The sequence below is a fragment of the Sphingobium sp. JS3065 genome (assembly GCF_026427355.1).
Taxonomy (GTDB): domain Bacteria; phylum Pseudomonadota; class Alphaproteobacteria; order Sphingomonadales; family Sphingomonadaceae; genus Sphingobium.
Genome location: NZ_CP102664.1, coordinates 443,955 through 456,426, shown reverse-complemented (window position 1 = coordinate 456,426; position 12,472 = coordinate 443,955). Strand labels below are relative to the sequence as shown.

The 12,472-nt window shown below is 60.7% G+C and carries 7 protein-coding genes; 4 read left to right on the top strand and 3 right to left on the bottom strand.

Annotated features, from left to right (window positions below; translation table 11 throughout):
- Positions 1 to 70 precede the first annotated feature (70 nt).
- From NUH86_RS02260 to NUH86_RS02250, 3 genes are all read right to left on the bottom strand, one after another.
- The gene (locus NUH86_RS02260) at positions 71 to 2,203 is read right to left on the bottom strand and encodes a heavy metal translocating P-type ATPase (RefSeq protein WP_267251083.1); all 2,133 of its coding nucleotides are present in this window, start codon (positions 2,201 to 2,203) and stop codon (positions 71 to 73) included.
- A 339-nt stretch (positions 2,204 to 2,542) separates the two neighbouring features.
- Positions 2,543 to 4,045 (bottom strand): thymidine phosphorylase family protein, encoded by a 1,503-nt coding sequence (locus tag NUH86_RS02255; protein ID WP_267251082.1) that lies wholly within the window; start codon positions 4,043 to 4,045, stop codon positions 2,543 to 2,545.
- A gap of 50 nt (positions 4,046 to 4,095) precedes the next feature.
- Positions 4,096 to 5,508, bottom strand: a complete 1,413-nt coding sequence (locus tag NUH86_RS02250) for an MBL fold metallo-hydrolase RNA specificity domain-containing protein (protein ID WP_267251080.1) — start codon at positions 5,506 to 5,508, stop codon at positions 4,096 to 4,098.
- Positions 5,509 to 5,778: 270 nt separating this feature from the next.
- On the opposite strand from NUH86_RS02250, the gene NUH86_RS02245 reads away from it, so the two are divergent.
- The 4 genes from NUH86_RS02245 to NUH86_RS02230 are packed head-to-tail and all read left to right on the top strand — an operon-like array spanning position 5,779 to position 12,357.
- Positions 5,779 to 7,389 carry an efflux transporter outer membrane subunit gene (locus NUH86_RS02245; protein ID WP_267252009.1) on the top strand — a complete coding sequence of 537 codons (1,611 nt, stop codon included), beginning with the start codon at positions 5,779 to 5,781 and terminating at the stop codon, positions 7,387 to 7,389.
- Positions 7,386 to 8,459 carry an HlyD family secretion protein gene (locus NUH86_RS02240; protein ID WP_267251079.1) on the top strand — a complete coding sequence of 358 codons (1,074 nt, stop codon included), beginning with the start codon at positions 7,386 to 7,388 and terminating at the stop codon, positions 8,457 to 8,459. The genes NUH86_RS02245 and NUH86_RS02240 overlap by 4 nt, the downstream gene beginning before the upstream one ends.
- Positions 8,456 to 11,233 (top strand): ribosome-associated ATPase/putative transporter RbbA, encoded by a 2,778-nt coding sequence (rbbA, locus tag NUH86_RS02235; RefSeq protein ID WP_267251078.1) that lies wholly within the window; start codon positions 8,456 to 8,458, stop codon positions 11,231 to 11,233. The genes NUH86_RS02240 and rbbA overlap by 4 nt, the downstream gene beginning before the upstream one ends.
- A gap of 2 nt (positions 11,234 to 11,235) precedes the next feature.
- On the top strand, positions 11,236 to 12,357 hold the full coding sequence (locus NUH86_RS02230; protein ID WP_267251077.1) for an ABC transporter permease: 1,122 nt from the start codon (positions 11,236 to 11,238) through the stop codon (positions 12,355 to 12,357).
- The last annotated feature ends 115 nt before the right edge of the window (positions 12,358 to 12,472 follow it).

Below are 12,472 nucleotides of genomic sequence, written 5' to 3'. Positions count from 1 at the left end.
TCGAGCGCGATCGCGAAGCCAGTCGATGCGGTCCAAACGGAGCAACCTTCAGCGTGCTGGACGATGGTTCTCATGCGGCGTCTATTCCGGCCGCACGCAACATCCGCAGGCCAGATGCGATGACCACAAATTCGCTGATTTCATGCGCCACGACAACGAGGGGAAGTGAGAATATCCCGGCGACAGCGCCGATGATCAGCGCGCCGATCACGACAGTAGACAAGACTAGGTTCTGGCGGACAACAGCTTGGGTGCGCCGGGCCAGTCTCAAGCCAAACACGAGCTTTTCAAGATCGTCGCCCATCAACGCCACGTCAGCGGTCTCCAAGGCGACATCGGTCCCGGCAGCGCCCATAGCGACGCCAACCGACGCCTCGGCGAGCGCAGGGGCATCGTTCACCCCGTCTCCGACCATGGCGACATGGCCACGCTCCCTCGCCAGGGCACGCACTCTTGCGACCTTGTCCGCCGGTTTCAAGTCTGCAAAGGCTTCGTCGATCCCGGCTTCCCTCGCGATCGCTTGGGCGGTGCGTTGATTGTCGCCCGTGAGCATTACAACATGCCCCACTCCGGCGGCGTGGAGCGCCGCGATTGCCTTGCGGGCGTTCGGTCGAAGGTCGTCACGTAGCGCAAGCAGTCCCCAAACCGTCCGGTGATCGCCTATCAGGATGACCGTCTTGCCGTCATCCTGAAGCCGGACAATTTCGGGCCTCATTTCGGCAATATCGATATTGAGCCGATCCTCGAACATGGCTGGACTGCCGATGTGGACATGCCGTCCGTCGATTTTAGCGACGGCGCCCGCGCCGGTCGTAGACTGAAAGTCGATTGCTGACGGGATTGGCAGCGCCGCCTGTTCCGCATGGCGCACGATAGCGCGGGCGAGCGGATGCTCGCTCTGCCGCTCCACGCCCGCCGCCATCGACAACAGCGCCTCTTCGGTTTCGGGACCACCACCGTCGGCTGGGCCCAGCAGAATGTCGGTGACCTGCGGCTCCCCACGCGTAAGCGTGCCGGTCTTGTCAAAAGCAACAACCCGCACCCGGCCAAGCGCTTCGATGTACATGCCGCCCTTGATCAGCACACCGTTGCGGGCCGCCGTTCCCAACGCCGCCACCATGGTGATCGGGATCGAAATCACGAGCGCGCAAGGCGCCGCCGCGACAATGAAGATTGTCGCTCGCACCATGGCGTCGTGCCACGACAGGCCCATCAGCAGTGGAAGTGCGATCGCCAGGGCAATGCCGAGACCGAGTACGGCCGGGCTGTACCAGGCTCCGAAGCGTTCGATGAAGCGTTGACTCTGGCCGCGCCGCTCTTGGGCTTCCTCGACCATATGCACGATTCTGGCGAGAGTGTTGTCAGCGTGCGTGCGAGTAGCCCTGACTTCGAGCGCTGCTTCGCCGTTGATGGTGCCAGCGAACACCTCGTCGCCCGGGCGCTTTTCCACGGGAATGCTTTCACCTGTGACCGGTGCCTCATTTACGCTCGAAGAACCGCTCAGGATTTCTCCGTCCGTCGGCATCGATTGTCCCGGCCGGGCGATAAACACGTCTCCGACGACCAGTTCCTCGACTGGAATCTCGATCTCGTCGCCATCGCGGCGCACCAATGCAATCTTGGGGGCTAGCGCCATCAACGCCTTGATCGCCGAGCGCGTCTTTTCCTCCGTATAGCCTTCAGCCGCCTCGGAAATGGAATAGAGGAATACCAGCGCCGCACCTTCGGCCGGTTGCCCCAGTGCTGCCGCGACAATCGCCGCGATACTCATCAGCATCTGAATGCCGATCCTGCGCTCGAAAACAAACTCCTCGATCGCATCCCGCCCGAAAAAATATCCGCCGATGACAATGGCCGCCACATTGAGAGGCAATGCTGCGGCAGCCATTGACGGCGCTGCGCTCACCAGCCAGCCGGTCAGCAACAGCAGCCCGGATGTCAGCGAGGCGAGCACTTTGGGATTGCGCCACGGCTTCGGCTGTGCCGGAAGTTCGGCACCTTCGACAACCGGAAAGCCGATCTCTCTCAGCTTGTCCCGAAGACGGGCCGGAGAAATCTGAGCAACGTCGATGCTCACCTTGATCTTGGCTGACTTGGGAAGGACGTCGATATCGGCAATGCCGGGGCAACCAGCCAATCCGCGACTCAGCGCCGCCGCGTCATGCTCGCAGTCCAAATTGGCCACCCGCCAATTAACGCTCATGATTGTGCTCATCGATTGAAGCTAGCACCTGAAGCTACTGGAGGATCAAGCACTATTACAGACTGATCCCCTCGAGCGGTTCCGGAGCAGAGATCGCGCAGCCTCGTATCTGAACCCGGGGCAGATCGAACGCCTCGCGCGCCTCCGCCATGCAGCGCGCTTTGGGACTGCTGCCCCGCTGGGTCGCGCCCTTGATATCTTGTGCAAATGTCTCCCGCCCGGTCGCGAGTAGGGAGGTTCGCGCAAACGACCTATTCCACCGTGGGCAACCTCACTCGAAGGCCGAACCGCTGCCCGAACCACCAGCCGCCGCCAACCGCAGGTATGTGTCCGCCGCAGTCAGGAAATCGGCGCTTCTTGTTCTGTCACCGAGAAGATTGCGCCGTCAGACTCGGCAAAAGCGAGCGCATATTCCAGTTCTCCCCGATTCTCCGCGTGCACCGTGCAGAATGGCGTCCCGTGGTCGACCAGATTTCCTAGCCGCACATGCATCTCGACACCCGCTGCCTTGGCCACGGGGGCTCCGGCCAACTTCGCCAGCTTGGCAAGCTTACGGTTGTCGAGATACGATATCCGACCAGGCCGGGAAGCCGTCAGCGTGTGCCTGTGGCTTGACGTCGGAGGAACCCTCATGCCGCCCTGCGCTTCGCAAATCCGCTGAAATTTGTCCCACGCATGACCTTTGGCCAGTGTCAGTTCCGCCTGGGCTTCGCCCTGGCCCTCGGGAACCCGTCCGCCAAGTTCCAGTATCGCGCCGGCCAATTGTATCGCGCGGCGGCGCAAGTCCTCGGGGGGAGAAACGCCTGTGAGAACGGCAAGAACGTCTCGGGCCTCCAATGCCGGACCAATACCACGGCCAATGGGCTCCGCCCCCGGTCCTTCCATGATCCGGGTGCACAAACCGAATTCTGCGGCAACCGAGGTAAGCGCATTGGACAAGGCTTCAGCGGCCGCGGCGGACCGCACTTTCGCTGATGGGCCTATCGGAAGGTCGATGACAAGATGTGTCGAGCCCGCAGCGACCTTTTTGGACAAGATCGATGCGACAAGTTGGCCAACCGCATCGAGATCAAGAACCCTTTCCACGCCGATGATGATATCATCGGCCGGACTCAGACGGACCGAGCCGCCCCAGACGATGCAGCCGTTCTCTTGTTCGACGACCCGGCGGATGGCTGCCAGGTCAAGATCGACCGGCGCCAGGGTTTCCATGGTGTCGGCCGTTCCAGCAGGCGAGGTAATGGCGCGGGACGAAGTCTTTGGCATGACAAGGCCATTTGCCGCGATAATGGCCACGATAATCGGTGTCGTTCGATTTCCGGGCAGCCCGCCAACGCTATGCTTGTCGACAATAAGGTCTGAGCCCCAGGAAAGCCGATCGCCGGAAGCGACCATGGCTCTGGTCAACGCAACCGTCTCAGCCAGATCAAGTGGGAACGCCGAGCAGGCCGTAACAAATGAAGCCAGAAGGACGTCGTTGTACCGCCCGGCAACGATATCAGTGATGATCGACCGGAATGCATTTTCGCCTAGTCGGTTGCCATAGACACGACTGCGTAACTCACCAAGCGATGCAACCGGTGCCGGATGACGAATGGTAACCGAATCGTTCGGCTGAGCACCAAGCATGGCCCAGGCCGCCTCCGACATACCCAGTTCGTCGGGGGCGAGCGCGTCGGACGAGGTGTGGAAGAGTGTCGCGACAATTTGCCTGCCCCCAATGCTTACCAAAATTGCTGGACGAGACAGCAAGCCTTCAGAGCGGCAGACGGAGCAATCCTCCCGCATGAATACGACAGGCTCATATTGGCTGGTCGTGATTCCCATGCGCCGCGCACGCATGAGGTGTGGCTCATGCTCCGGGTGCTGCGACTCCTTCGGAACCTGAGAGATCATGCCAGATTGACCAGTTCTCCCTGGACCGGCACGCGGCAAGGCCAGCCAAGTTCCTTTTCGATGCGCGCTCGCAGGGTTTCCGATGCTCCTTGTTCGCCATGAGTGATGAAGGTCATGCGCGGCGGCGTCCGGATCGCCGCAAGCCAGCGCATGATTTCGTCGGCGTCGGCATGGGCCGACAACATCGTCAGGTTGGCGACTTCGGCGCGCACGGGGACAAGTTCCCCGTGGATTTTGACAGAGCGCGCACCCGCCACCATCTTGGCTCCACGTGTCCCGGCAGACTGGAAACCGGCAAACAGGATCAGATTCCGGTGATCGGGAGCAAACTGCTTGAGGTGGTGGAGCACCCGCCCGCCAGTCGCCATTCCGCTGGCTGAGATGATGATCTTCGGGTTGGTGTCACGGGACAGGCGCTTCGACATCTCGACGTCGCGAACATACTCGGCAACGCTACATGCCTCTTCGCACTGTTCCGGCGTCAGACGGTGATCGTCGCGGTGGCGGCAATAGATTTCCCTGGCGTCGATCGCCATGGGGCTATCCAGATATACCGGGATCGAGGTCAGGCGCCCTGAAGCCTTGAGCCGGGAGAGATGGAAAAGAAGGGAATGGGCGCGGCCTACCGCAAATGCCGGTATGATCACGCTTCCGCCTCGCTGCACACACTTCTCTACCAGCGCACCCAGCACCTCCTCCGGATCCACGCGTTCGTGCAGGCGATCGCCGTAGGTCGATTCAACGACCAGATAGTCTGTTTCGCCAGGCAACTCCGGATCGCACATGACGGGATCTCCGAAACGGCCGAGGTCGCCAGAAAAAATGATCTTGCGGCCCCGGGTCGTCAGTTCGACGCTCGATGCACCGAGGATGTGACCTGCACGCCGGAAGCAGACGCTTGTGTCATCGTCAAGAACATGAGGCGTCTCAAAATCAACAGGGGTAAAATACTCAAGGACTGTCCGTGCATCCTCTTCGGTGTAGAGCGGCAGTGCAGGCTGGTGACGCGAGAAGCCATGACGGTTCGAGAAGTCGGCGTCTTTCTCTTGCAGGAAGGCGCTGTCGCGGAGGAGAAGACGGCAGAGATCCGCAGTTCCGGCAGTGCTCAGTACTCGACCGGACCAACCGTTATGAGCAAGCCTAGGCAGGTAGCCTGAATGGTCGATATGGGCATGGGTCAGAACGACTGTTTCGACTGTCTCGGCCCCACCGGGCATTTCTTCCCAATTGCGCTCGCGCAGTTCCCTGCCACCCTGAAACAGCCCACAGTCAACCAGCAGCCGGGTATGAGGCCCTTCGACGAGATAGCGAGACCCGGTAACCGTCCCGGCCGCACCAAGAAACCGGATAGATAAAGCGACAGCAACGGCTGTGCGCGGTGATTTCCCATTTCGGCTTTGCGCGCTCATAATTACCCCCTCAAGTTCTTGATGCACTTGGTCGACAAAGTTGCGACATATCCTTTTTTCCTGCGATACTGGGTAGACAAACCGGTCGCCAGCCCAAATTCGATTCCGTCACCTGTCTCGCACAGATGGACTTCGAAGCATCATACCAGTTACACCAAACCGCCGCCTGTCCTCCTACGTTCGCGAAGCGTCGTCCATCGATCAATATCCTGCCGCCAGCAGCAAGACAGCGCTTGCTTCTACAGTAACTGGAGGTGTTAAGTGTTGGCGATGATCCGCAACAAAGGAAATCCCCGCGCGACATTCTCCGGAAAACTGCGCAGTTTTGGAGTGGGATATTCCTGCCGGGACCGAGGTTGGCTGAAGCAAACGAATTGCGCGGATCAACTTATCAGTCAAATGCCCTCCGCATCCGGCCGGCCAAAGTCGACGACGGATCGGGAACGGATGTCACCGGCCGCTTGCGCAGCTTTTTTCGCTCTGGTCGTGCTTGGCGGCTGTTCGTTCGCGCCCAAGCACGTCCGGCCCGATACGCCAGTGCCGGCAAGCTTCGGCGCTCAGGCCCCTCAGTCCGGCTCGATCGCCCGGATCGGCTGGAGTGACTTCTTCGAGGAACCGCAGCTTCGGCAACTGATCGTCGAAGCCTTGAAGAACAACCGGGACATTCGCATCGCGGCCGGGCGCGTCGAGGAAGCGCGTGCCGCTTTCAGGATAAGGGGTTCAGCACTCTACCCGCAACTGGACGGCGTTTTGACGGGATCTCGGCGGCGCACTCCGGCTGACCTGTCGTTCACGGGCCAGGCGGCGGAACGCACGCAGCTCTATTCGCAGCTCAGCGTCGGCTGGCAGATCGATTTCTGGGGGCGGCTGCGCAATCTTCGCGAAGCCGCACGCGAGCAATATCTGGCGACCGAAGAGGGACGGCGCGGCGTTTCCGCAAGTCTTGTTGCTCAGGTGGCGGCAACTTACCTGTTTGCCCAGGAACTCGATGCGCGCATCGCTATCGCGCGCGACAGCGTCGCCACGCGCGCGGAATCCTTGCGGATCCTGCGCCGCCGCTATGAGGTAGGCTCGGGATCGAACCTCGAAGTGACACAGGCGCAGACGCTGCTGTCCGCCGCAAGAACCACGCTTGCCGCGCTCGAACAGGAGCGCGGCACTAACAGCAATGCGCTGGCTCTCCTGATCGGACATTCGGTCGAGCTGGTGCCCGGAACGCTGCGACTTGCCGAGGAGACCCCTCGCCAGGACTTGCCGGCAGGATTGCCTTCGGAACTGCTCGAAAGCCGTCCTGACATCATCGCGGCGGAGCATCGATTGCGCGCGGCCGAGGCCGATATCGGCGCAGCACGAGCGGCGTTCTTTCCGAATATTTCGCTGACCGGCGACCTCGGCACCGCGAGCGCCGAACTCGGGGGACTGTTCAAGAGCGGGAGCAATTCGTGGGGTTTTACCCCGACTCTTGTAGTGCCGATCTTCAATGCGGGCCGCAACGCCGCCGCTCTCGATCTCGCAAAGGCGCGCCAAAGCATCGCAGTCGCCGAATATGAGCGGACGGTTCAGGAGGCCTTTCGCGATGTCTCCGATGCGCTTGTCGCACGCAAGCAGCTTGCCGAGCAGATCGTAGCCACGCAAGAGATGCTCGCCGCGCTCACCGAACGCGCACGCCTAGCACAATTGCGCTTCGACAACGGGCGCTCCGCCTATCTCGAAGTGCTCGACGCGCAGCGTGACCTCTTTTCGGTCCGGCAATCGCTGATCCAGTTGCGCAGCGGTTATTTCGCCAGCGGTATTGCACTTTACGCGGCGCTTGGCGGCGGCTTTCCCGCCGACGCGGATCAGGGGCAGGCTTTGACGCACACCAAGGAAACGGAACAATGAAGCCAATGGGCAGGGCTTGGCTTATTAGGGGCGTCGTTGCCGCTGTGGTAGCCGTGGCAATTTATGTCGTCTGGCAAATGCTGAAGGTCGAAGACCTTCCTGCCGGAATCGTAGGGGGGAATGGCCGCATCGAGGCGGTCGAAATCGACATCTCCGCAAAGACGCCGGGTCGTATTCGTGACATCCTTGTTGACGAGGGCGATACCGTCAGGGCCGGCCAGATCGTCGCACATATGGATACCGACGCGCTGCTGGCGCAACGGGCAGAGGCGGTTGCTCAACTCGCGCAAACCTTGAGTGCGATCCAGTTCGCGGAGAGCCAGGTTGAGCAGCGGCAGAGCGAGCGCGCGGCGGCTCTAGCCACGGTCAGGCAGCGCGCCGCCGAATTGAATGTCGCACGCAAACGTCTTGCGCGCTCCACAACGCTCGCTCGCGAAGGCGCAACACCGGTGCAGGAGCGCGATGACGATCAGGCGCGGGTGGAGGGCGCGCAAGCAGCCGCTGAGGCAGCCCGGGCGCAATTCGCGGCCATCGGTTCCGCGGTCGAGACCGCCCGCAGCCAGATGATCGGTGCACGCGCAAATGTCGAAGCAGCGCGGGCCAGAATCCGCCGGCTGGATGTCGAGATCGCCGACAGTGATCTGAGGGCGCCAAGTTCGGGCCGTATCCAATACCGGATTGCCCAGCCCGGCGAGGTTGTCGCTGGCGGAGGCAAAGTGCTCAACCTCGTCAACCTCTCGGACGTCTTCATAACCTTCTTTTTGCCGGAAACGGTCGCGGGCCGTGTGGGGTTGGGTAGCGAAGTCCGGATCGTCCTCGATGCAATGCCCGAAATCGTCATCCCGGCGAAAGTCTCTTTTGTCGCCGATGTCGCCCAATTCACCCCGAAGACGGTCGAAACCGAGAGCGAACGGCAAAAGCTGATGTTCCGGGTCAAGGCCCGCATCGATCCGGCGGTGCTGCAGCGCTATACTCGGCAGGTGAAGACCGGCGTCCCCGGCATGGCCTATGTGCGCGTTGATCCCAATGTGGCTTGGCCTGCCAAGCTTTCAATCAGAACGCCGCGATGACGGCCGAGCCAGTGCAACCCACCCTCGGCCCGGTCGCACGCCTTGCCGGGGTGAGCCTGCATTATGGCAAGACCTCTGCGCTGGATAGCGTCGATCTGGAAATTCCTGCTGGCCGGATGGTGGCGTTGATAGGCCCTGACGGAGTCGGCAAGTCCAGCCTGTTTTCGCTGATAGCCGGCGCAAGAAAGATCCAAGACGGTCTGGTCGAGGTGTTTGACGGAGACATGGCCGACCGCCGCCACCGCGATAAATCCTTTCCGCGCATAGCCTACATGCCTCAGGGCCTCGGCAGGAATCTCTACCCATCGCTTTCGGTGTTCGAAAATCTCGATTTCTTCGGCCGCCTCTTCGGGCAGGACACCGGTGAAAGGGAGAGGCGGATTACGGACCTGCTCGAAAGCACCGGACTTGCCCCCTTCCGCGACCGCCCCGCCGGAAAGCTGTCGGGCGGTATGAAGCAGAAGCTGGGGCTGTGCTGCGCGCTGATTCACGATCCGGACCTGCTCTTGCTCGACGAGCCGACCACCGGCGTCGATCCGCTTTCACGCGTGCAATTCTGGGAGCTGATCGACCGCATACGCACTGAACGCCCCGGTATGAGCGTGCTGATCTCGACCGCCTATATGGACGAAGCGGCGCGGTTTGACTGGCTCATCGTCCTGGATGGTGGCCGCATCCTTGCTACCGGCACGCCCGCCGATATCCACCGGCTGACGGGACGGTCGAATCTTGAGGAGGCGTTCATCTCCTTGCTGCCCGAGAGCCGGCGGCACGGACACCAGCCCATCATACTATCGCCGCGAACTGGTGACGGCGCCAAAGAAATCGCGATCGAAGCCCAGGGGCTGACGCTGCGTTTCGGCGACTTCACCGCCGTCGATCGCGTCGATTTCCGCATCGAGCGCGGCGAAATCTTCGGATTTCTGGGATCGAACGGCTGTGGCAAGACAACCACGATGAAGATGCTGACCGGACTGCTGCCGGCCAGCGAGGGGCAAGCTTGGCTCTTCGGCCATCCGGTCGACAGCAGGGATCTCTCGACCCGGCGGCGCGTCGGCTACATGTCCCAATCCTTCTCGCTTTATTCGGAACTGACCGTCCGGCAGAATCTCGAACTGCATGCTCAGCTGTTCACCGTGCCCGCCGAAGAGATGGATGGGCGGGTTCTTGAATTGGCGCAGCGCTTCGGCCTCGCCGATCTCATGGATGCCTTGCCTCCGGCACTTCCGCTTGGTCTGCGACAGCGCCTGTCATTGGCAGTCGCCATGATCCACAAGCCCGAGTTGCTGATCCTCGACGAGCCGACCTCCGGCGTCGATCCGATCGCACGGGATCAGTTCTGGCAGATCATGCTCGACCTGTCGCGCAACGACAGAGTGACGATCTTCATCTCCACCCACTTCATGAATGAAGCCGAACGCTGCGACCGCATCTCCCTGATGCATGCGGGCAAAGTGCTGGTCAGCGAAACACCCCGGAAGATCATCGAGCAGGCTGGGGCAACATCGCTCGAAAATGCGTTCGTCACGCATTTGCAAGCCGCCGCCGGCGAGACGACGCACCTTGTCCAGAGCGTCCGGGAGGATCATTCGAACCCTGCATCGCCTGCCCCGGCCCATTCCGTACCCAAGAGCGTCTGGTCCCGCATATTCAGTACGCGCCGCATGATGAGCTATTCATACCGCGAAATGCTCGAGCTGCGCAGAGATCCGATCAGGGCGACGCTCGCGCTACTTGGCACGGTCTTCCTGCTGATTGTCATGGGCTATGGTATCAGCATGGATGTCGAAGATCTTCCCTTCGCCATCCTCGATCGCGACGGTACAACAACCAGCCAAGACTATGCCTTCAATATTGCGGGTTCGCGATATTTCGTCGAACGCCCCCCGATCCGCGATTACGCAGAACTCGATCGCCGGATGCGCACCGGCGAACTCAGCGTCGCGCTGGAAATACCACCTGGCTTCGCGCGCGATCTGCGCCGGGGACGGCCGGTCGAGATCGGCGTCTGGATCGACGGCGCAATGCCGCAGCGGGCAGAAACCGTGCGCGGCTACCTGCAGGCGATGCACGGGCAGTGGCTGATTGAAGCCGTCATGCAAGAGCGGGGTGTCCGACCTATGGCCGGCGCGATCAATGTCGAGACGCGATACCGCTACAATCCCGACGTCAAAAGCCGGGTTTCCATTGCCCCGGGAATGATACCCGTCATTCTCATGCTGATACCGGCCATATTAACTGCTGTCAGCGTAGTGCGCGAAAAGGAGCTCGGTTCGATCATAAATTATTACGTGACACCGATCACGCGAATCGAGTTTCTGCTTGGCAAGCAGCTACCTTATGTCCTTCTATCCATGATAAACTATCTTCTAATGGTAATTGTTGTTCTATTTTTATTCAGAATTCCAATTACCGGAAATCCGCTAGCTATGACTTTAGGCGCGCTTCTTTATGCTTTTTCGGCCACCGCGATAGGGCTGCTGTTCTCTATCTTCATGCGCAGCCAGATCGCCGCGCTGTTTGCCACAGCGATCGGCTCGATATTGCCGGCAGTGGAATTCTCGGGCCTTTCCAATCCAGTGTCCTCCCTGGAGGGTCCGGCAGCCTATATCGGCGCGGTCTACCCGACCACGCATTTCATCACGATTTCCCGCGGAGTCTTTGCCAAGGGTCTCGGATTTTCGGATCTCGCGTCGCCGCTTCTGGCACTGGCAATTTCGGTTCCGATCCTGTTGACGGCCTGCGCGCTGTTGCTCCCCAAACAGGAGAAATAGAGATGCAGGCAGCGAACATTCTGCGGCTTGGGGTCAAGGAATTGCGCAGTCTCTGGCGCGATCCGACCATGATGGTGCTGATCGTCTACGCATTTTCGCTCGCCATCTACATGGGCGCGACCGCGTTTCCCGAGACGCTGCAGAATGCACCGATCGCAATCGTCGATGAGGATCGGTCGCCCCTTTCGACACGCATGACCGCCGCCTTCTATCCGCCCCATTTCACCAGTCCGTCACTGATCGAGCGGGGCGCCATGGATCCTGGTCTTGATGCCGGCCGGTTTACTTTCGCAGTCAACATTCCGCCCAATTTCCAGCGCGACTTGCTGGCCGGGCGCCGGCCTGCCATCCAGCTCAACATCGACGCTACACGCATGAGCCAGGCATTCGCGGGAAATGCCTATATCCAGGAAATCCTGCAGGCCGAAGCGGCCGAATTCCTGCAGCATTATCGTGGCTCCACCCAACCTCCCGTGACATTGGCAGTGCGCGCCCGTTACAATCAGACGCTGGCCGAGGGATGGTTCGGCGCGGTGATGGAAGTGATCAACAATGTCACCATGCTTTCCATTGTGCTGACCGGCGCGGCCTTGATCCGCGAACGTGAACACGGGACGATCGAGCATCTGCTGGTGATGCCGGTGACCCCTTTCGAGATTATGGCGAGCAAGGTCTGGGCGATGGGACTGGTCGTACTCATCGCCTGCGCGTTCGCCATCATGATCGTACTCAAAGGCGTGCTCGCAATCGGAATTCAAGGTTCGGTGCCGCTATTTCTGGCCGGAGCGGGCCTCCAGATCTTTGCAACAACCTCGCTCGGCATTTTCCTTGGAACCATTGCCCGATCGATGCAGCAATTCGGTTTGCTGCTCATGATGGTTCTATTGCCGCTCGAACTCCTGTCGGGCGGCATGACGCCTCGCGAGAGCATGCCCGAAACGGTCCGGATTTTCATGGAAGCCGCGCCGACTACTCATTTCGTCAAGCTTGCACAGAGCATTCTGTTTCGTGGGGCCGGCTTCGACGTGGTTTGGCCGCAATTCCTCGCGATCGCGGCGATTGGCGGGGCGTTTTTCCTGATCGCGTTGGCCCGCTTCCGCAAAACGATCGGCACAATGGCATGAACGAGAAGGCCCCTGAGCGCGCTCTTTCCCGACGGTGAATGCGCCAATCCAACGCAGGTGTAAACGAAGGTGCGCTCAATCTGCCACTAGTCGCCAAACCGCTTGACCCTGACAT

Coding starts and splice junctions, on each gene's coding strand:
- NUH86_RS02230 (WP_267251077.1), top strand. CDS start 11,236: ATGCAGGCAGCGAACATTCTGCGGCTTGGGGTCAAGGAATTGCGCAGT.
- NUH86_RS02245 (WP_267252009.1), top strand. CDS start 5,779: ATGATCCGCAACAAAGGAAATCCCCGCGCGACATTCTCCGGAAAACTG.
- rbbA (WP_267251078.1), top strand. CDS start 8,456: ATGACGGCCGAGCCAGTGCAACCCACCCTCGGCCCGGTCGCACGCCTT.
- NUH86_RS02260 (WP_267251083.1), bottom strand. CDS start 2,203: ATGAGCGTTAATTGGCGGGTGGCCAATTTGGACTGCGAGCATGACGCG.
- NUH86_RS02240 (WP_267251079.1), top strand. CDS start 7,386: ATGAAGCCAATGGGCAGGGCTTGGCTTATTAGGGGCGTCGTTGCCGCT.
- NUH86_RS02250 (WP_267251080.1), bottom strand. CDS start 5,508: ATGAGCGCGCAAAGCCGAAATGGGAAATCACCGCGCACAGCCGTTGCT.
- NUH86_RS02255 (WP_267251082.1), bottom strand. CDS start 4,045: ATGCGTGCGCGGCGCATGGGAATCACGACCAGCCAATATGAGCCTGTC.